17 protein-coding genes are annotated in these 20,303 nt (G+C 69.9%); 5 read left to right on the top strand and 12 right to left on the bottom strand.

All coding sequences use genetic code 11. The features are described from left to right. Position 1 precedes the first annotated feature (1 nt). From rpoB to pxpA, 4 genes are all read right to left on the bottom strand, one after another. A complete protein-coding gene (rpoB, locus tag QNI14_RS07930; RefSeq protein ID WP_283715995.1) occupies positions 2–3,499 on the bottom strand; it encodes a DNA-directed RNA polymerase subunit beta in 3,498 nt (1,165 codons plus the stop codon). Positions 3,500–3,986: 487 nt separating this feature from the next. Beyond that, on the bottom strand, positions 3,987–4,586 hold the full coding sequence (locus tag QNI14_RS07925) for a hypothetical protein (RefSeq protein ID WP_283715994.1): 600 nt from the start codon (positions 4,584–4,586) through the stop codon (positions 3,987–3,989). Positions 4,587–4,627: 41 nt separating this feature from the next. Beyond that, complete coding sequence (locus QNI14_RS07920) at positions 4,628–6,157, bottom strand: 5-oxoprolinase subunit B/C family protein (RefSeq protein WP_283715993.1); 1,530 nt, start codon at positions 6,155–6,157, stop codon at positions 4,628–4,630. After that, positions 6,151–6,906, bottom strand: coding sequence for a 5-oxoprolinase subunit PxpA (gene pxpA, locus QNI14_RS07915; RefSeq protein ID WP_283715992.1), 756 nt, complete (start codon positions 6,904–6,906; stop codon positions 6,151–6,153). Before pxpA ends, QNI14_RS07920 begins: the two co-directional genes overlap by 7 nt. Before the next feature lie 130 nt (positions 6,907–7,036). Here pxpA and QNI14_RS07910 point away from each other — a divergent pair, with 130 nt between their 5' ends. After that, positions 7,037–7,900 carry an alpha/beta fold hydrolase gene (locus QNI14_RS07910; RefSeq protein WP_283715991.1) on the top strand — a complete coding sequence of 288 codons (864 nt, stop codon included), beginning with the start codon at positions 7,037–7,039 and terminating at the stop codon, positions 7,898–7,900. Between the two features lie 105 nt (positions 7,901–8,005). Then, the gene (locus QNI14_RS07905; protein ID WP_283715990.1) at positions 8,006–8,521 is read left to right on the top strand and encodes a hypothetical protein; all 516 of its coding nucleotides are present in this window, start codon (positions 8,006–8,008) and stop codon (positions 8,519–8,521) included. 114 nt (positions 8,522–8,635) lie between these two features. Here QNI14_RS07905 and QNI14_RS07900 read toward each other — a convergent pair whose 3' ends face one another. From QNI14_RS07900 to QNI14_RS07890, 3 genes are read right to left on the bottom strand one after another with little or no spacing between them, the layout of a single operon-like run. Next, the gene (locus tag QNI14_RS07900; protein ID WP_430539259.1) at positions 8,636–9,613 is read right to left on the bottom strand and encodes a DNA-methyltransferase; all 978 of its coding nucleotides are present in this window, start codon (positions 9,611–9,613) and stop codon (positions 8,636–8,638) included. Continuing rightward, complete coding sequence (gene lplAB / locus QNI14_RS07895; RefSeq protein ID WP_283715989.1) at positions 9,592–10,641, bottom strand: lipoate-protein ligase LplAB; 1,050 nt, start codon at positions 10,639–10,641, stop codon at positions 9,592–9,594. Before lplAB ends, QNI14_RS07900 begins: the two co-directional genes overlap by 22 nt. Before the next feature lie 24 nt (positions 10,642–10,665). Then, positions 10,666–11,514, bottom strand: coding sequence for an alpha/beta fold hydrolase (locus QNI14_RS07890; RefSeq protein ID WP_283715988.1), 849 nt, complete (start codon positions 11,512–11,514; stop codon positions 10,666–10,668). An 86-nt stretch (positions 11,515–11,600) separates the two neighbouring features. Here QNI14_RS07890 and QNI14_RS07885 point away from each other — a divergent pair, with 86 nt between their 5' ends. Then, complete coding sequence (locus QNI14_RS07885; RefSeq protein ID WP_283715987.1) at positions 11,601–12,074, top strand: MarR family winged helix-turn-helix transcriptional regulator; 474 nt, start codon at positions 11,601–11,603, stop codon at positions 12,072–12,074. 8 nt (positions 12,075–12,082) lie between these two features. Beyond that, on the top strand, positions 12,083–13,426 hold the full coding sequence (locus tag QNI14_RS07880; protein ID WP_283715986.1) for an MFS transporter: 1,344 nt from the start codon (positions 12,083–12,085) through the stop codon (positions 13,424–13,426). Positions 13,427–13,677: 251 nt separating this feature from the next. Here QNI14_RS07880 and QNI14_RS07875 read toward each other — a convergent pair whose 3' ends face one another. The 5 genes from QNI14_RS07875 to ddaH form a co-directional block, all read right to left on the bottom strand. Further along, entirely contained in the window at positions 13,678–14,523 is an 846-nt protein-coding gene (locus QNI14_RS07875; protein WP_283715985.1) for a transglutaminase family protein, read from the bottom strand. Then, positions 14,520–15,452, bottom strand: a complete 933-nt coding sequence (locus tag QNI14_RS07870) for an alpha-E domain-containing protein (protein WP_283715983.1) — start codon at positions 15,450–15,452, stop codon at positions 14,520–14,522. The genes QNI14_RS07875 and QNI14_RS07870 overlap by 4 nt, the downstream gene beginning before the upstream one ends. Next, on the bottom strand, positions 15,446–17,239 hold the full coding sequence (locus tag QNI14_RS07865) for a circularly permuted type 2 ATP-grasp protein (RefSeq protein WP_283715982.1): 1,794 nt from the start codon (positions 17,237–17,239) through the stop codon (positions 15,446–15,448). The genes QNI14_RS07870 and QNI14_RS07865 overlap by 7 nt, the downstream gene beginning before the upstream one ends. A gap of 80 nt (positions 17,240–17,319) precedes the next feature. Continuing rightward, positions 17,320–18,546, bottom strand: a complete 1,227-nt coding sequence (gene rocD, locus QNI14_RS07860; protein ID WP_283715980.1) for an ornithine--oxo-acid transaminase — start codon at positions 18,544–18,546, stop codon at positions 17,320–17,322. Continuing rightward, complete coding sequence (gene ddaH / locus QNI14_RS07855) at positions 18,543–19,421, bottom strand: dimethylargininase (RefSeq protein ID WP_283715978.1); 879 nt, start codon at positions 19,419–19,421, stop codon at positions 18,543–18,545. Before ddaH ends, rocD begins: the two co-directional genes overlap by 4 nt. Before the next feature lie 150 nt (positions 19,422–19,571). Here ddaH and QNI14_RS07850 point away from each other — a divergent pair, with 150 nt between their 5' ends. Continuing rightward, positions 19,572–20,297 carry a hypothetical protein gene (locus QNI14_RS07850; protein WP_283715976.1) on the top strand — a complete coding sequence of 242 codons (726 nt, stop codon included), beginning with the start codon at positions 19,572–19,574 and terminating at the stop codon, positions 20,295–20,297. Positions 20,298–20,303 lie beyond the last annotated feature (6 nt).

Below are 20,303 nucleotides of genomic sequence, written 5' to 3'. Positions count from 1 at the left end.
GTCAGATCTCGTCGATCGACGTCGACTCGAACCGGGTGGAGATGTTGATGCCGAGCTCTTCCGCAGCGCGGAAAGCCTCGTCGTCACTGTCGCGCAGGTTCACCTCGGTGCCGTCGGCCGAGAGGACCTCGACGTTCAGGCAGAGGGACTGCATCTCCTTCATGAGGACCTTGAACGACTCCGGGATGCCGGGCTCCTGGATGTTCTCGCCCTTGACGATCGCTTCGTAGACCTTCACGCGACCGACGATGTCGTCGGACTTGATCGTGAGGAGCTCCTGCAGCGCGTACGCGGCACCGTAGGCCTCGAGGGCCCACACCTCCATCTCGCCGAAGCGCTGTCCACCGAACTGCGCCTTACCACCGAGCGGCTGCTGGGTGATCATCGAGTAGGGCCCCGTCGAACGAGCGTGGATCTTGTCGTCGACGAGGTGGTGCAGCTTCAGGATGTACATGTAGCCGACCGAGATCGGTGCCGGGAACGGCTCGCCCGAACGGCCGTCGAACAGGTCGGCCTTTCCGGAGCGGTCGATCAGGCGCACGCCGTCACGGGTGGGGTTCGTCGAGTCGAGCAGACCCGCGATCTCCTCCTCGAACGCACCGTCGAACACGGGCGTCGCGACCTTGGTGCCGGGAGCGGCCTCGCGGGCGACCTCGGGGAGGCTCTCAGCCCACTCCGGCGACCCGTCGACCTTCCAGCCCTGCTTAGCGACCCAACCGAGGTGGGTCTCGAGGACCTGGCCGAAGTTCATTCGACCGGGGATGCCGAGCGGGTTCAGGACCACGTCGACGGGCGTGCCGTCGGCGAGGAAGGGCATGTCCTCGACGGGGAGGATCTTCGCGATGACACCCTTGTTGCCGTGACGACCGGCGAGCTTGTCACCCGCAGTGATCTTGCGCTTCTGGGCGATATACACCACGACGCGTCGGTTGACGCCCGAGCCGAGCTCGTCGTCGCCGTCCTCGGCGTTGAACTCCTTGACCGCGATGATCGTGCCCTGTTCACCGTGGGGCACCTTCAGCGACGTGTCGCGGACCTCGCGGCTCTTCTCGTTGAAGATCGCGCGGAGCAGGCGCTCCTCGGCCGAGAGCTCGGTCTCGCCCTTGGGCGTGACCTTGCCGACGAGGATGTCGCCGGGGCGCACCTCGGCGCCGATGCGGATGATGCCGCGCTCGTCGAGGTCCTTCAGCAGGTCGGGGCTGACGTTGGGGAGGTCACGGGTGATCTCCTCCTTGCCGAGCTTGGTGTCGCGGGCGTCGACCTCGTACTCCTCGATGTGGATCGAGGAGAGCGTGTCGTTCTTGACGAGCTCCTGGCTGAGGATGATGGCGTCCTCGAAGTTGTGGCCCTCCCACGTCATGAAGGCGACGAGGAGGTTCTTGCCGAGGGCAAGCTCGCCGTTCTCGGTCGCGGGACCGTCGGCGATGACCTCGCCGGCCTCGACGCGCTCGCCGGCCGAGACCACGACGCGCTGGTTGTACGACGTGCCCTGGTTCGAGCGGTCGAACTTCCGGAGGAAGTAGTCCTGCGTGCCACCCTCGTCGAGCTGGACGGTGACGACGTCGGCGGAGACCTCGGAGACGACACCGGCCTTCTGCGCGGTGATGACGTCACCGGCGTCGATGGCTGCGTAGCCCTCCATACCGGTACCGACGATCGGCGACTCGCTGCGCAGCAGCGGGACGGCCTGACGCTGCATGTTCGCACCCATGAGGGCGCGGTTCGCGTCGTCGTGCTCGAGGAAGGGGATGAGCGAGGTCGCGACCGACACCATCTGGCGCGGCGAGACGTCCATGTAGCCGATCTCGTCGGCGGGGAACAGGTCGACCTCACCACCGTTGCCACGACGGGCGAGGATGCGGTCGTTGACGAACGACCCGTCCTTCTTCAGCTCTGCACCGGCCTGGGCGACGATGTAGTCGGTCTCCTCGGCTGCCGTGAGGTAGTCGATCTGGTCGGTGACCTTGCCGCCGACGACCTTGCGGTACGGCGTCTCGATGAAGCCGAACGCGTTGATGCGAGCGAACGATGCGAGCGAGCCGATGAGGCCGATGTTCGGGCCTTCCGGGGTCTCGATCGGGCACATGCGGCCGTAGTGCGAGGGGTGGACGTCACGGACCTCGACGCCGGCACGCTCACGCGAGAGACCACCGGGGCCGAGCGCCGAGAGGCGACGCTTGTGGGTCAGACCCGCGAGCGGGTTGTTCTGGTCCATGAACTGCGACAGCTGCGACGTGCCGAAGAACTCCTTGATCGCCGCCACGACGGGACGGACATTGATCAGGGTCTGCGGCGTGATCGCCTCGATGTCCTGCGTGGTCATGCGCTCGCGGACGACGCGCTCCATGCGCGACAGACCGGTGCGGACCTGGTTCTGGATGAGCTCGCCGACCGCGCGGATGCGACGGTTGCCGAAGTTGTCGATGTCGTCGACGTCGAGACGGATCTCGGCGGCCTTGCCGCTGCGGACGCCGTCGTAGCTGACGTCGCCGCGGTGCAGGCGCACCAGGTACTTGATCGTCGCGACGATGTCCTCGACGGTCAGGACCGAGTCGGACAGCGGCTTGTCGATGCCGAGCTTCTGGTTGATCTTGTAGCGACCGACCTTGGCCAGGTCATAGCGCTTCGCGTTGAAGTAGAAGTTGTCCAGGAGCGCGCGGGCGGCCTCGGCGGCGACCTGCTCGCCCGGACGGAGCTTGCGGTAGATGTCGCGGAGCGCATCTTCCTTGGTGAGGATCGTGTCCTTCTCGAGGGTCTCCTCGATCGAGCTGAAGCCCGCGAACTCGTTCATGATGTCTTCGCTCGAGAGGCCGAGTGCCTTGAGGAAGACGGTGACCGACTGCTTGCGCTTGCGGTCGATGCGGACGCCGACCTGGTCGCGCTTGTCGATCTCGAACTCGAGCCATGCACCGCGGCTGGGGATGACGCGCGCCGACACGATGTCCTTGTCGGAGGTCTTGTCGGGCGTCTTGTCGAAGTAGACACCGGGCGAACGGACGAGCTGCGAGACGACGACGCGCTCGGTGCCGTTGATGATGAACGTACCCTTGGCGGTCTGGAGCGGGAAGTCGCCCATGAAGACCGTCTGGGTCTTGATCTCACCGGTGAGGTGGTTCATGAACTCGGCCTCGACGTACAGCGGGGCGGCGTAGGTCTTGCCGCGCTCCTTGCACTCCTCGATCGAGTACTTCTCGGGCTCGAGGTACGGGTTCGTGAACGAGAGCTGCATGGTCTCGCCCAGGTCCTCGATCGGCGAGATCTCTTCGAAGATCTCGTCGAGACCGCTCTGCACCGCGATGTCGGTGCGACCGGCGGCCTGCGCCTCGGCGAGGCGCTCGCGCCATGCCTCGTTGCCGACGAGCCAGTCGAACGACTCAGTCTGCAGCGCCAGCAGGTCAGGGACCGTCAGCGTGTCGGAGATCTTGGCGAACGAGAGGCGGGAAGCTCCGCGGCCGTTCTTGGGGGTGGTGGTGGAAGTTGCGTTGCGCGCAGCAGCCAAGGGAATTACCTCCGTGAGCCCGGGGAGGGCTGGTTTTCCTTGTCGTCAGGTGGAGTACTCCCGAATCCGACGCCTGCGGCACGCGCCGATGGGATTCCATCGGGGCCACAGGCACAAGCCGACCACCATATGAGGGCAAGTAGAGGGGAGCGCAACTACCCACTATAGGTCAGCCGACGCGCCGTGTCCACCCGGATCGTTGACGAGTTCGATTCGCTGCGGTATAACCGCGCGATCCCCGGATTCCCGCGGGTGCGGCATCCGCGACGGACTCGGAACACTCCACCGGCTCGGGGTGGAGAACCCGAGCCGGTGGAGTCCGGCGCCGCTTCGCTCCCGAATGCGTGGGCGCCGAGCCCGTATCGACACCGCCGGAATGAGGTGCAGCGGAATCGCTTCCGAGCCTATGTCGCCACGGCCCGTGAAAACGGGCCCGAGCGAGGTTTTTCGATGAGATCTCTCTCATCGAGATCCGCGTGATTCCGCGTCAGTTCCAGGTCCAGGTCGCAAGGACGGATGCCGCGAGCGCATCGCGCTCCGCCTGGTCGATGCCGGGGCTGAAGGAGAACGTCACGATGTGCGTCTGGCCTGCCGAGGTCAGGTAGTACTGGTCGATCGTGTACTCGACGCCCTCCGAGGTGAACCCGGCGGTGAGGTGGGCGGACTCGGCGCCGGCGGCATCCACTCGGTCGAGGACCGTGACGTCGGTCGCCTGGGCCGCTTCGAGCTCGGCGACGCCGGCGCTCTCCACCTGCTCGGGCGTGATCTCGCCAGCAGGAGAGGTGATGACGTTCACGTTGTCGGAGAAGCCGTCTTCGATGTCGGCGAGGTCGACGGCGAACATGCTCGCGTCGTACCCCTCGGGGGCCTCCTCGGGGAAGCCCCAGCCTTCGGGGACCTGGAACGTGTACGCCTCGGCGGTCACATCCGGACCGATCGCCGGCGCCACCGCCGCGGGCGACGTGGCCGCCGGTGCGGGCGACTCGTCGGCGTCGGTTCCGGCGGGCGCGCTGCAGCCGGCGAGCGCGAGGCCGGCCGAAAACGCGAGCAGGACGGCGGCGGCACGAGAGCGGACGGATCGGCGCATGGCTCGACGGTACGCCCTCGAGCGAGCCCGTGGGGCGCCGGTCAGACCGCTCTGGCGTGCCGGAACCTGACCCGCGTGCCTGGACGCGCCTGCGCGAGCGCGTCGAGCCCGTCGTCAGTGATGACGGCGATCACCGGGTACCCGCCGGTGACGGGGCCGTCGGGGCCGAGGACCACCGGACGGCCGCTCGGCGGCACCTGCAGTGCGCCGGGCAGCATGCCCTCGCTCGGCAGTTCCCCGTGACGGATGCGCTCCAGCGCCGGACCGTCGAGGCGGAGGCCGACGCGATCGGCGTCCGCCGTCACCGACCAGACCGCGTCGAACAGGAGCGCTCGAGCCTCGGCGGTGAACCAGTCGGCGCGCGGCCCGGCAGCCACCGGGACGTCGAGCGCGTCACCGGGCGGCGTCCAAGGGTGCAGATCCTCCGGCGGCACCTCCCCCGCGGTTTCGTCGGCGAGTGCGAGGCCGTCACCCGCAGCGAGGCGGGCCGGCCCGAGCCCGGCCATCACGTCGGTCGCGCGGGAGTCGAGCACCGGCGATGCCGCCACACCACCCCGGATCGCGACGTATCCGCGGATGCCGGCGGTGAACGCACCGACCTCGAGGTCGGCGCCCGCCGGCCACCGGTGCGCGCGGAACGGGTCGACCTCGCGGCCGCCGATGCGGATCGGCCCCCACGCGCCCGCGACCGCGACCCACAGGTCGGTGCGCGCCGTCGCACGGAATCCTCCGACGGTGACCTCCAGCCCTGCGGCCGACTCGACGTTGCCGACGAGGCGGTTCGCGGTTCGCAGCGCCGCGCGGTCGGCTGCACCCGAGCGCGCCACGCCTTCCGCGAGGTGTCCGGGCCGCCCCTGGTCCTGGATCGTGGTGAGGGGACCGGCGGCGACGACGTCGACCGCGGCGCGCGCGGGTGCGGCATCCGTTCGCGCGTCAGCCGCACCGAACGCGGTCGCGCGGGTCGGCACGAACCGCACCCGTTCGCCGGGGTGCAGGAGGGCAGCGCGCGACCGAGCCGGGTCGAACAGCTGCGCGGGCGTCGTGCCGAGCAGCCGCCAGCCGCCCGGCGTCTCGCGCGGATACGCGCCGGTGAACTCCCCCGCGACACCGACGGCACCCGCCGGCACGCGCGTGCGCGGGGTCGACAGGCGCGGAACGTCGTGCCGCCAGTCCGCGCTGACGAGGTAGCCGAACCCCGGTGCGAACCCGGTGAACGCGACCGTCCAATCAGCCGCGGCATGCTCCGCGGCGAGCGCGTCGGTGGAGACACCGAGGAGGGATGCCACGTCGGCCAGGTCGACGCCGTCGTAGACGATCGGCACCTCGACCAGCGGTGTCGCGCTGCGGTCCGCCTCCGCGGGCGTGGCATCCGCTCCCTCGATCCACGCGCGCGCGGCCGAGACCGGGAGTGCCGACGGGTCGACGCGGACGAGCACTGTGCGGGCGGCCGGGACGAGGTCGACGACGCCGGCGGGGCGGGTCGCCGCGAGGCGCGCATGCAGCGCGAGTACCTCGTCCAGCGAAGCGACCTCGGCCAGCAGCGACCGGTCGCCGAACGGCAGGATCACCACGGCGCGCGCACCGCCACGCCCGCGGCGTCCAGCGCGGCGCGTACCGCGCGGGCCATCGCGACCGCGCCGGGCGAATCGCCATGGACGCACAGCGACGCCGCATCGGCGCGCAGCAGGGTGCCGTCCACCGCTTCGACGACGCCCTCGACCGCGAGCCGGACGGCGCGGGCCGCGACGACGCCCGGATCGTGGAGGAGGGCGCCCGGCTCGGTGCGCGGCACGAGGCCGCCGGTCGGCAGGTATCCCCGGTCGAGGAACGCCTCGGCGACGAACGGAAGTCCCGCCGCGGTCGCAGCGCGGACGATCTCGCCCGGCATCCCGAGGACGGGCAGGGGACGGCCGACCACGGCCGCAGTGTCGGCGACCGCTGCGACGACGGCATCGGCGGCATCCGCGTCGCGAGTGACCACGTGGTACAGCGCACCGTGCGGCTTCACGTACCGGAGGTCGGCGCCGGCGTCGACGAGCGCTTGCAGCTGCGCGCGCACCTGCCCGCGAAGGATGTCGGGCGCGACGGCGAGCGCGGTGCGACCGAACCCCGCCCGGTCGACGAACGACGGGTGCGCCCCGACCGCGACCCCGGCGGATGCCGCGCGGGCGACCGCCTCGCGCATCGAGGCGTCGTCACCGGCGTGGCCACCGCACGCGACCGACGCGCTCGAAATCAGCGGGAACATCGCGGCGTCATCGGCCGTCGGCACACCGTCGGTCGTCTCGCCGAGGTCGGCGTTGAGGTCGATCGCGGGCATGCGCCCACGGTACCGGGGGCGGGCGGGTGAACACTCGGCGACCGATGCGTCAACCCGTCGCCACGGCGCACCGCCCGACCGTAGCGTCGGAGGCGACGCCGGGAACGGCCCGGCCGGAAGGAGCCGCATCGTGGCATTCATCACCGTGGCGACCGAGAACTCGGTCGACGTCGACATCTTCTACACCGACCAGGGATCGGGGCAGCCGGTCGTCCTGATCCACGGGTTCCCGCTCAACGGCGAGTCGTGGGGCAAGCAACACGCGGCGCTGCTCGACGCCGGGTACCGCGTCATCGCGTACGACCGTCGCGGATTCGGGGCGTCCACGAAGGTGGCATCCGGCTTCGACTACGACACCTTCGCCGCCGATCTCCACGCGCTCATCGAGGAGCTGGACCTCTACGACGCCGTGCTCGTCGGCTTCTCGATGGGCACCGGCGAGATCGCCCGTTACCTGTCGCGCTACGGCTCGTCGCGCATCGCGAAGGCGGTGTTCATCGGATCGCTCGAGCCGTGGCTGCTGAAGACCGACGAGAACCCCGACGGCGCCGGCGACCAGGCGTTCTTCGACGGCACCGCCCAGGCAGTGCGCGACGACCGCTATGCGTTCCTCACCGGGTTCTTCCGCGACTTCTACAACCTCGACGACCTGCTCGGCTCGCGCATCTCGCAGGAGGCGGTCGACGCCTCGGTCGCCGTCGCGAACCAGGCCGGCAACGCCGCGATCGCCGCCGCTCCCCTCACTTGGCCGACAGACTTCCGCGCCGACGTCGACGCATTGTCGGTGCCGGCGCTGATCGTGCACGGCACGGCCGACAACATCCTGCCCATCGACGCGACCGCCCGCCGATTCCGCGAACTCGTGCCGACCGCGGAGTACGTCGAGATCGAGGGCGCCCCGCACGGCCTGCTCTGGACGCACGGCGCCGAGGTCAACGAGGCGCTGCTCGCATTCCTCGCGACCGAGGTGGAGGGCGACACCGACGCGGAGTGACGCGCACTCGTCGCGACTGACATGCGGCCACGGCATGTCGTGACCGGCGAGCGCTGGTCTCCCGCTCCGGCGCGTGCGACGATGGGCGCGTCGGAGGGGGACACGATGACGATCGAGGCGACAGGTACGACGGCGAAGACCATGCGGGTGGATGCCGCGCTCGCGAAGCGACTGGCGAAAGATGCCGGGCGGAGGCACCTCGCACCCGTGTGGATCGGCGCGGCCGTGCTCGCGGTGATCTGCCTCGGGTGGCCGATCTTCTTCACCGGCAACCCGCGATCACTCATGACCGGCGGCTTCTGGTTGTTCATCGCGCTCACGATCCTCATCGCGGCTCGCGCGATGCGGGCACCGGCGATGCTGCGACTGATCGAGGGCGTCTACCCGCGCGGCGATGAGCTCGCCGTCGAGATCGACGAAACCGGAGTTACCACGACGACCTCGATCGCCCACGTGCACATCCCCGCGCGCGCGATCACCTCGGTTGCGGTCGCCCGCCACTCCGTCAGCGTGCGCGTGTCGGGGATCGCCGGCCAGGGGGTGGTCCTCCCCCGCGAGCTCGTCGACGACGCTGCCGTGGCGACGCTCCGCGCAGCGGCGTCGCGAGCGCGCCGGCGCTGAGCGCGCGGCATCCGCTCACGCCCGCCTTGCAACAACTCCGGAGTTCCCGACGAGGAACGCACCGAACGAGGCTCGGACGGCCGCTTGAGACAGATTCTCCGGAATTGTTGCCGGTCAGCCGACGACGATGGCGTCGGGGATCCGGGCGCGCATGACGGCGAGCGCCTCGGGGCTGTGATCGACGAGCACGGCGTCGCGGCCGAGGGCGTCGGCGACGGCGCCGGTGGTGCCGGACCCTGCGAAAAGGTCGAGCACGCGGTCCCCGGGACGACTGGATGCCTGCACGATGCGCCGCAGGATGCCCTCGGGCTTCTGCGTCGGGTACCCCGTCTTCTCGCGTCCCGACGTCGGGACGATCGTGTGCCACCAGACGTCGGTCGGGAGCTTGCCGCGCGCGGCCTTCTCGGGCGTGACGAGACCCGGTGCCATGTACGGCTCCCGGTCGACCGCCTCGGAGTCGAAGTGGTAGCCGGACGGATTCTTGACGTACACGAGGATCGTGTCGTGCTTGCTCGGCCAGCGGCGGCGAGACTTCGCGCCATAGTCGTACGCCCAGATGAGCTCGTTGAGGAAGCACTCACGGCCGAAGACCGCGTCGAGCATGACCTTCGCGTAGTGCGCCTCGCGGTAGTCGAGGTGCAGGTACAGGGTGCCGTCGTCGGCGAGCAGTCGCCACGCCTCGCGCAGGCGCGGCTCGAGGAACCCCCAGTAGTCGTCGAACCGGTCGTCGTACAGCCGCAGCGCGCCGCGCGTGCGGGCGTACGAGGTACCGCGGAACCCGCCCTTGACCGGTGCCGACGGGTCGGGGACGAGCGGCGGCAAGTCTGCGGCCGGTGCAGAACTCCTCACATCCGCGCCTTCACCGTCGCCCGCACCGCGTGATTCCGGGGGTGCGCCGGCACCGGCGCGCGAATCTTGAGGAGTTATGGACGCGGCGCGGGTCGCGGACTCGATCGCGCGCTCCTGCGTGCGGCCCGTGTTGAACGGTGGGTCGAGGTAGACGAGCGTGAACGAGCCGTCGGCGAACCGTCGGGCGACGTCGAGGTTGTCGCCGAGATGGATCTCGACGGTCACGGCACGCGCTGCAGCCACGCGTCGGTGGCGAACTTCGACGCGACGAGTGCCTCGGCCTCGGCGTATTCGTCGGCCGAGATCACGCCGGGGGTGGCGCCGTAGAGCGACGTGAAGGTCTCCTTCAGCCGGTCGATGATCTCGGCGCGCGGCATCCCGGTCTGACTGCGGAGCGGGTCGACGCGCTTGGCGGCCGATGTCGTCCCCTTGTCGGAGAGCTTCTCGCGGCCGATACGGAGCACCTCGGTCAGCACCTGGCCGTCCATGTCGTAGCTGAGCGTCGCATGGTGCAGCACACCGCCGTTCGCGAGCCGCTTCTGCGCGGCACCGCCGATCTTGCCGCTCGGCGACGCGATGTCGTTCAGCGGCTGGTAGGTCGCCTCGATGCCGAGCGACCGCAGCGCGTGAAGGACCCAGTCGTCGAGGAAGGCGTACGAGTCGGCGAAGGTGAGGCCCGCGACGAGCTCGGCCGGGACGTACAGCGAGTAGGTGATGATCGAGCCGGCCGCCATGAGCATGGCCCCGCCGCCCGAGATGCGGCGGACGACCTCGAAGCCGTGCTTCGCGGCGCCGTCGGGATCGACCTCGTTGCGCAGTGACTGGAACGATCCGATGACGACGGCGGACTCGTCCCACTCCCAGATGCGGAGCGTCGGGGTACGGCGACCGTCCCCGACGCGTGCCGTGAGCACCTCGTCGAGGGCGAGGTTCATCGCCGGCGAGACCGCCTTCTCGTGAACGATCTCCCACGCGAACTCGGTCCAGCCCGGCGCGACGATGAGCGCGCGGCGGACGGCAGTGCCGACCGACTCGGGCGTGAAGCCGAGCAACTGCGCCCCCTCGGGCAGTGCGCCGCGGACCGCCGCGGCGATCGCGGCGACGTCGGACTCGATCGGCATCCCGGTGATGGCGGCGTCGATGTCGGCGAGCGCGTCATCGGGCTCGAGGAAGAAGTCGCCGGCGAGGTGGAAGTCGGCGATGCGGCCGTCCTCGACCTCGAGGTCGACGACGACCAGCTTTCCACCGGGGACCTTGTACTCGCCGTGCATGGTGCCCAGCCTACGGTCGCGCGCTCAGTCGCGGCGCGGGATGCGGGCGTCGAGCCAGGCGAGCAGGTCGGCGCGCACCTCGGCCTGCGAGTGCTCGTTGAAGATCTCGTGCCGCGCGCCGGGGTAGACGAGGGTCGTCACGTCGGTCAGCCCGGAGCGGGTGCGATAGGCGTCCGCCAGCTTGTGCACGCTGCGCGGGCCGCCGACCGGGTCGTCGCGGCCGACCATCAAGAGCACCGGCAGCGGCACCCCGAGGTCTCGCCCGGGCTTGCCGAACAGGCGTGCAGCCTCGATCGGCCCGAAGAGCTTCAACAGCGGCTCGGTCGTCGTAAGCGGGTCGTCGAGGAACGCCGCCTGCACGGACGCATCGGTCGACAGCCACTCGACACCGTTGGCATCCGGTCCCGCCCATCGCGCATTCAGCGGGGCCGCGTTCAGCGATCCCGGCCACCGCAGCGCCGAGCCGGAGAGGATGAGCGCGGCGTACGCCTCCGGCTCCTCGTCGACCATCATCTGCGCGAGGAACGACCCCCACGAATGGCCGAGCAGCACGAGCGGCAGCCCCGGGTGCGCATCGCGGATGATCCCGGTGAGTTGCCGGCACGCGGCGAGCGCCGCGCGGAGCCCTCCGACGCCGAGACGACCGAGTTTCTCGGGTCCGCCGTGCTGACGGATGCCGGTGCGGCCGTGCCCCCGGTGATCGTCGGCGTAGACCGTGAAACCGTCGGCCGTCAGCGCCGCGATGACGGCGCCGTAGCGGCCGGCGTGCTCGCCGACGCCGTGGAGGAGTTGGACCACGCCGCGCGGGGTACCGACCGCAGGGTGGACGTCGTAGACGATCGCGACGCCGTGCGCGTCGGTGAACTCGGGCATGGTTCGCATCTTAGGGGCGCGGATGCCGCGGGCTCCGAATCCGCCCGGCTGTTAGCCAGACTAATGAGCTAGGCTAATGAATCGACATGAACGCCTCCCCCACCGCACCCCCCTCCGAATCACCCGCAGCTGCCCCCGCCGAAGACCTCGCCCACGCGGCATCCGACTTCCGGCTCGCAACGTTCCGGCTCGCCCGCCGCCTCCGCTCGCAGCGCGCCGTCGATTCGATGAGCGACGCGCAGTTCGCGGTGCTCGCCGTGCTCAAGGTGTACGGGCCGCACACCCTCGGCGAACTCGCCGACCGCGAGCGCGTCTCGGCGCCGTCGATGAACCGGACGGTCAACTGTCTCGAGGAGTCGGGGTACCTCAGTCGGACCCCCGACGACACCGACCGGCGCAAGGTCAACATCGAACTGACTGACGCCGGCCGCGAAGTCGTCGACGAGACGGCCCGCCGCCGCGACTCGTGGATGGAGCACGCGCTCGCCGAGCTCACCCCCGCACAGCGCGCGACCCTCGCCGACGCAGCGGCGCTCATGCTGGAGGTCGCCGCCCGATGAGTTCCGCCATGTTCCGCAGCTTCTCCGTGTTCAACTACCGCGTCTGGTTCATCGGCGCCCTCGTCTCCAACGTCGGCGCCTGGATGCAGGCGACCGCGCTCAGCTGGGTCGTGCTCACCCAGCTGACCGACAACGACGCGACCGCGATGGGCATCACGATGGCGCTGCAGTTCGCGCCGCCGCTCCTGCTCGTCGGGGTGACCGGGTGGGTCGCGGACCGCTTCGAGCGACGCCGACTCCTCTTCTTCACGCAGGGCCTGCTCATGCTGCTCGGGCTCATCATCGGCGCGTTGCTGCTGCTCGATGTCATGAACCTCTGGACGATGTACGCCTTCGCGTTCGCCCTCGGCATCGTGGCCGCGTTCGACAACCCGGCACGGCAGGCGTTCGTCTCCGACCTCGTCGCCCGCGAGAATGCGTCGAACGCCGTCGCCCTGAACGCCGCATCGTTCAACACCGCGCGCATGATCGGCCCAGCCGTCGCGGGTTTCGTGATCGTCGCCGTCGGCACCGGATGGGTGTTCCTCCTCAATGCGATCACGTTCGCGGCGATGCTCGTCTCGCTCGGCCTCATCCGCGCCGACGAGCTCGCCCCGCGACCCAAGATGCGCAGCGCCGCACGCATGGCCGACGGCCTTCGCTACGTGTGGGGGCGCCCCGACCTCGTCGTCACCTTCGTCATGGTGTTCCTGCTCGGCGCGTTCGGCATGAACTTCCCGATCCTGGCGTCCACGATGGCGCTCGAATTCGGGCAGGAGGCCGACGGGTACGGCATCCTCAGCTCGATCCTCGCGGTGGGCTCGCTCGCCGGTGCGCTGCTGGCCGCCCGGCGCGATCGCGCCCGACTCCGGCTGGTCATCGGCGGCCTCGGAATGTTCGCCGTGGCATCCGTCCTCTCGGCCTTCGCACCCGGCTACGCACTGTATGCCGTCACGCTCATGTTCATCGGCTTCGCGGTCGTCACGACGCTCACCACCGCGAACGGCTACGTGCAGACCACGACCGAACCGGGCCTGCGCGGACGCGTCCTCGCGCTCTACATGGCGATCCTCATGGGCGGCACCCCGATCGGCGCCCCCATCATCGGGTGGGCGGCCGACGCATTCGGCCCGCGCGTCGCGATCCTCTTCGGCGCGGCGGCGGCACTCGTCGCGTTCGCCGTGGGTCTGACCTGGCTCATCGTCTCGGGGCGACTACACCGCCACGAGAAGCGGCGCTTCGCCCTCACGATCGACGAGACCCGACCGATCACGGTGATCACGCCGGAGGAGTTCAGCGACGAAGTCGCCGGGACGACGCCGATCCGTGTGCCGGACGACGAGCAGCCGACCGAGGTGCGGAAGGTCAGCTGACCTCGACGGTGGCGCGGCATCCGTCTCGCGAGAAACCACTCCGACACGAAACATCACGCCTGCGATGGCTTCTCGGGGCGGACGTGGTTTTTCGGAGCAGCGCGCACCGACGCACACGGACCGTCAAGACACTGCCCCGTCTGTCGCCATTGCTGATGCCACGGCGGCACGGTCGTAGCGCTTCACCCTCGCCCCGGCGCGTGCACCATGATCGCGCTGTCGAGGAGGACGCCGCGAGCCCGGTGTAGCGGTCAGGCCTCGCGGGTGATCTGCACCTGCACGGCGAGCTTGCCCTTGAAGCCACCTGCGTACACACCGCGCAGCGGCGGCACGTCGTTGTAGTCGCGGCCGCGACCGACGGTCACGTGGCGGTCGCCGATCTCGGCGTCGTTCGTCGGGTCGAACCCGTGCCACGACCCGGCGTACCACTCCACCCACGCGTGCGACTCCCCGACGACCGGCACGCCGACCTCGGCGTTCGGGTTGGGGTGCAGGTAGCCCGAGACGTAGCGGGCCGGGATGCCGACCGACCGCAACGCACCGAGCGCGATGTGGGCCATGTCTTGGCAGACACCCTTGCGGGAGGCCCACGCCTCTGCCGCGGTGGAGTGCACCTCGGTCGCGCCGGGCACGTACTCGACCGCCTCGCCGACCGCCGTCGCGATCGCGAGCGCCGCGTGCGACGGGTTCTCGTGCTGCGCGGCGATCGCCTTCGCCATCGCGGCGACCTCTTCGTGCGGCTCGGTGCGACGCGTCTGGCCGAGCATCTCGACCGTGGAGATCGAGCGCTGCGCGTCGCGCTCGAGCGCTTCCCACGTCGTGTCGGGGTGCGTCAGGGGCCGCGCCCGCACCTCGACGAGCGACCGCGCCGTGATCTGCAGCGCCGAGTGCTTCGCGAGCACGTCGAACGCCGCGACGCGGGTGCCGAAGTAGTCGATGTACGAGTTCACGGCCGTCGACGGCTCGATGTCGAGCTGCGAGCTCAGCACGAACTGACTGTCGCTCGTCGTCGGGAGCATGCGGGCCTCGTTGTACGACGCGCCCACGTCGCCGGGGTAGTCGAACCCGGTGGTGTGCTCGATGCGCAGACGCTTCATGAGGTCTCTCCGATCCAGCTCGGTTCGGCGTGCGTGGGGAAGAATCGTCCCCGGATCGCCTCGGATGCCTCGCGGGTCACCGACTGCACGCTCTGCATGTGCTCGGGGAGTTCCGCGAGCACCTCTTCGATCGGGCGGTACTCGAGCTCGTTGCGGATGCGGCCGAGTGCGCGCAGCACCGAGTTCGAGTGTCCGACGCGGTCGGCGACCGGGTCGATCGCGCTCATGCAGCGCTCCGCCGTCTGGATCGAGTGGATGATCGAGCGCGGGAACAGTCGGTCGAGCAGCAGGAACTCCGCCGCGTTCCGCGAACTCGGCATGCCACGGTAGGTGCGCAGGTACGCCTCGTATGCGCCGCACGAGCGGAGGATCGTCGTCCACGACGGGCCCGACGCCTCGGTGAGCGAACGCGTCGCGAGCATCCGCGCCGTCATGTCGGTACGCTCGATCGCGCGGCCGAGCGTGAAGAACTGCCACGACTCGTCGTGGCTCGTCGAACTGTCGGTCACGCCGATGGCGAGCGCGGCGCGCTCGCGCACCCACTGGAAGAACTCGTGCACCTTCTCGTCGTTCAACCGGCGCGGCATCCGGGACGACGTCGTGTTCAGCGTCTCCCACAGCTCCGTCGAGACGATCTCGCGCGCGCGGCGGGCGTTCTCACGTGCGGACTGCAGCGAGTACGCGATCGACGACGGGTTCGACCGGTCGACGGCGAGGTGGGTCAGCACGTCGGCGCGGGTGACCGGACCGTCGGTCGTGCGCGGCACGGTGCCCATGACGCCCATGAGCGACCGGCACGCGGTGTCCTCGTCGATCCAGGGGTCTTCGAGCAGGAGCTGCAGGTGGACGTCGAGGATGCGGGCGGTGCCGTCGGACCGCTCGATGTAGCGGCCGATCCAGAACAGCGACTCGGCGATGCGGCTCAGCATGCGGTCTCACCTCCGTCGCGGCGAGAGAACAGCTGCGCGCCGAGAGTACGGGTCGCACCCGACCCCTCGGCCGCTCTGTGTTCTCTCGCGGTCAGTGCAGCGTCGGCGGGCGACGCCGAGGCGGCGTCGCGGCCCTGCTGCTGCTGTTCCTGCTGCTCGTGCGTGCTGCGCGGGCGATCCTGCGGCGAGTGCGTCGGCTCGTCCTGCGCGTCGTAGATGACGGGGATCGCCGACGTCGGCGTCGCCTGCTCTGCCACGAGGCCGGCGAGGGACGGATGCTGCCCGCCGTACTCCCCGCGAGACGGGGCGTCGCCGCCCACGATCCAGGTGTCCTTCGACCCGCCGCCCTGGCTCGAGTTGACGACGAGCTGTCCCTCGGGCAGCGCGACGCGGGTGAGCCCGCCGGGAAGCACCCAGACCTCATCGCCGTTGTTGACGGCGAAGGGGCGCAGGTCGGCGTGGCGGGGGCGCATACCGTCTTCGACGAGCGTCGGGATGGTCGAGAGCATCACGACCGGCTGCGCGATCCAGCCGCGCGGGTCGGCCTGCAGCTTCGTGCGGAGCGCGTCGAGCTCGGCGCGGCTCGCGTCGGGACCGACAACGAGGCCCTTGCCGCCCGAGCCGTCGACGGGCTTCACGACGAGCTCGTCGAGCCGGTCGAGCACCTCTTCGAGCGCGCCCGGGTCTTCGAGGCGCCACGTGTCGACGTTCTTGAGGATCGGCTCTTCGGCGAGGTAGTACCGGATGAGGTCGGGCACGTACGTGTAGAGCAGCTTGTCGTCGGCGACGCCGTTGCCGACCGCGTTCGCGATCGTGACGTTGCCGAGGCGGGCGGCGAGCATGAGGCCGGGGGCGCCGAGCATCGAGTCGGCACGGAACTGGAGCGGGTCGAGGAAGTCGTCGTCGACGCGGCGGTAGATGACGTCGACGCGACGCGGACCGCGCGTCGTGCGCATGAAGACCTTGCCGCCCTGGCAGACGAGGTCGCGCCCCTCGACGAGCTCGACGCCCATGAGGCGTGCGAGCAGCGTGTGCTCGAAGTACGCGGAGTTGTAGACGCCGGGCGTGAGGACGACCACGTTCGGGTCATCGACACCCGGAGGTGCCGAGTTGCGCAGCGCCTGCAGCAGCTTGTTCGGGTAGTCGCCGACGGGGCGCACCCGCATCTTCACGAACAGCTCAGGCAGCGTCTGCGCCATCACCCGTCGGTTCGAGATGACGTAGCTGACACCCGAGGGGACGCGCACGTTGTCTTCGAGCACCCGCATCTCGCCGTGCTCGTCGCGGATGAGGTCGATGCCGGCGACCTGGATGCGCACGCCGTTGGCGGGGCGGATGCCGGCGGCCTGCCGGTAGAAGTACTGCGATGAGGCGATGAGCTTCGCGGGGAGCACGCCGTCGCGGACGACGTGCTGGTGGCCGTAGGCGTCGTCGAGGAACGCCTCGAGCGCTCGGACGCGCTGCTGCACGCCCTTCTCGACCCGCGACCACTCGTCGTAGGCGATAACGCGGGGGACCGCGTCGAGCGGGAACGGGCGTTCCTCACCGGCGAAGTCGAACGTGACGCCCTGCGCGAGGTACGAACTCGCGAGCGACTCGGTGCGTCCGCGCAGCTCCTCCTGGGTCATCTGCGCGAGGGCCTGGTAGAGCTCTCGATACGACGATCTGGACTCGGCAGCCGCTCCTGCAGAGGTCGGCTCGGAGAACATCTCGTCGAAGGCGGGCACCCCGGAGGGGGTCTTCCTCGGCGCCAGCGTGGAGCCGTATCCGTCGAACAGGTCACCCATGACCCGAGCCTAACGCGGCCCCTGTTGCCGGAGTGTTTCGGCCCTGAGGCCTTGACAGCATGCCGTGCGGATGCCGCGCCTCAGCCCGCCAGGACGACCTTGAGCTGCTCGACTGCCCAGTCGATCTCGGTCGCCCGGATCACGAGCGGCGGCGCCATGCGGATCGTCTGCCCGTGCGTGTCCTTGACGAGCACGCCGCGGCCGAGGAGCCGTTCGGCGACCTCTCGCCCGGTGCCGATCTCGGGGTCGATGTCGACGCCCGCCCAGAGCCCGGCGACCCGCACGGCGGTCACGCCCGAGCCGAGGAGCCCCTCGAGTCGGTCGCGCAGGTGGTCGCCGAGGGCGGTGGCACGGGACTGGAACTCGCCCGACGCGAGCATGTCGACGACCACCCGACCGACAGCCGCCGCGAGCGGGTTTCCGCCGAAGGTCGAGCCGTGCTCACCGGGGTGGATGACCCCCAGTACGTCGCGATCTCCGACGACGGCCGACAGCGGGAGGATGCCGCCACCGAGCGCCTTACCGAGCAGATACAGGTCAGGCACGACGCCTTCGCGGTCGCACGCGAACGTCGTCCCGACGCGGCCGAGCCCCGACTGGATCTCGTCGGCGATGAACAGCACCCGCTGCTCGGTGCACAGCTCGCGCACCGCACGGAGGTACCCGTCCGGCGGGATCACGACGCCCGCTTCGCCCTGGATGGGTTCGATCAGCACGGCCGCGGTGTGCTCGTCGATCGCGGCGGCGAGCGCAGCGGCATCCCCGTACGGCACGGTCCGGAAGCCGGGTGCGAACGGACCGAACCCGTCGCGCGCCTGCGGGTCGTCGCTGAAGCCCACGATCGTCGTGGTGCGGCCGTGGAAGTTCCCCGCGGCCACGACGATGTTCGCGGCATCCGTCGGCACACCCTTGACCCGGTACGCCCATGCGCGCGCGACTTTGATGCCGGTCTCGACCGCCTCGGCTCCCGTGTTCATCGGCAGCACCATGTCTTTGCCGGCGAGCTCGGCGAGCGCAGTGGCGAACGACCCGAGCACGTCGTTGTGGAACGCGCGGCTCGTCAGCGTGAGCCTGCCGAGCTGTTCGGTCGCCGCCGCCACGAGGGCCGGATGCCGGTGCCCGAAGTTCAGCGCCGAGTACGCCGAGAGCAGGTCGAGGTACCGGCGCCCCTCGACGTCGCTGACCCACGATCCCTCGCCGCGCGCGACGACGACGGGGAGCGGGTGGTAATTGTGGGCGACGTGTGCAGCTTCGGCGTCGATGAGTTCGGCCGTCGCAGTGTCGGGCTCGGTGCGGATGTCGGTCATCGTCGTCCTCCTCGCAGTTCCAGGGTGCAGCATTTGATCCCGCCGCCGCCGAGCAGCAACTCGGACAGGTCGACGGGCACCGGGGTGTAGCCGCGTTCGGCGAGCTGCGCGGCGAAGCCCGTCGCACGCGGCGAGATGAAGACGTGCTTGCCGTCGCTCGCGGCGTTGAGGCCGAAGACGGCGCCATCCTCGTCCGACACCTCGATCGCGTCGGGGTAGCGCTCGGCGAGGATCGTGCGGGATGCCGCGTCGAACGCCGTCGGCAGGTAGGCGATGTTCGCGCGTTCCACGCCGCCCGGCCCTTCGACCGGATCGAGCACGGTGATGGCGGTGTCGAGGTGGTAGAACCGCGGGTCGATCAGCCGGAGCGAAAGCACCTCGCGGTCGAACACCTCGGCGAGCTCACGGTGGCTGTCGCCGACCGAGCGGAAGCCGGTGCCGGCGAGGATCGTGTCGCCCACCAGCAGGAAGTCACCCTCGCCCTCCTGGACCTCCACCGGCTCGACGACGTCGAAGCCGTTCGCGGCGAACCAGTCCATGAACGGTCGCTCCTCGCCGCTGCGCTCCGGCACCCGGAACTTCACGCCCAGCGCGCGACCGTCGACGATGAAGCCGCCGTTGGCGGTGTAGACCATGTCGGGCAGGCCGGGCACAGGATCGATGAGCTCGACCTCGTGCCCGAGCGACACGTACGCGTCGTACAACTCCTGCCATTGCCGCACGGCCTTCGCGGTGTCGGTGGGCTTCGTCGGCTCCATCCACGGATTGATCCGATAGCTCACCGTGAAGTACTCGGGGCGACACATGAGGTACCGGCGACGCTGCGCGATGCGCGCGGACGTCGGGACTGCGGTGGTGTCGTTCGTCGTGGACATTGATCGCTCCTCGAGACGAAGGGCGGCGGACGCTGTCCAGAGGCCCGGCGGAGCTCATCGAACCGACGACCCGGGCACGCCGGTTTCATCCTGCCACGGCACCCTCGATTGCGCTCCCGTGCGTTCGAGAACGGTGACAGGATGCCTCATATGGGGCGACGAACTGGGGAACAGACGAAGGCGCTGCTGCTGCGCGCGGGCATGCAGATGCTGCTCGAGCGCGGGATGAGCGCCGGCGTGCAGCACATCCGCCTGCAGGACGTGCTGCGCCGGACCGGTCTCACCACGGGCGCCGCCTATCGACTGTGGGCGGACCAGTCCGATTACCACCGCGACCTCGCCGTCGCGATGATGCGGATGCGAGTGGTCGGCCCCGCCGACACGATGCAGGCCGCGATCGTCGACCTGATCGAATCGGGCGCGTCGGGCGAAGACGTCATCAACGCCGCCGCGCTCGCACACGTGCGCACCGCGAACCTCGACATGTCCGACCCCACCGACCTGCTCGACGCGCAGTCGTTCCTCATCGCGCTCGCCCTGCGGACGACTGCAGACACGTGGCCCGAACTCACCGAGGCGAGTCACGAACGCCACCGCGAGTCGGTCGCCGCCTTCTCGGACCTGTACCAGCGACTCATGGACGCGTACGGCATGCGCATGCGCGCGGGGCTCACGCTCGAGGACTTCTCGGAAGCGCTCGCCGCGATCGCCGAAGGGTTCGCGATCCGCGCGCTCGAAGGGCTCGAGCACCCGACCTACCGCCTCGACGGCGCCGACGGGTTGCCCACCGGCGAGTGGACGCTCCTCGGACTCTCAGTCCGCGCACTCGTGTTCGGGTTCATGGTGCAGGACACGCCCGCGCCGGGCGGCGACTGAACCGAG

It is taken from the genome of Microbacterium dauci, assembly GCF_030065535.1.
GTDB classification, from domain to species: Bacteria; Actinomycetota; Actinomycetes; order Actinomycetales; family Microbacteriaceae; genus Microbacterium; species Microbacterium dauci.
The sequence above is the reverse complement of the archived record's forward strand: the minus strand, read 5'-3'. Positions and strand labels throughout refer to the sequence as shown.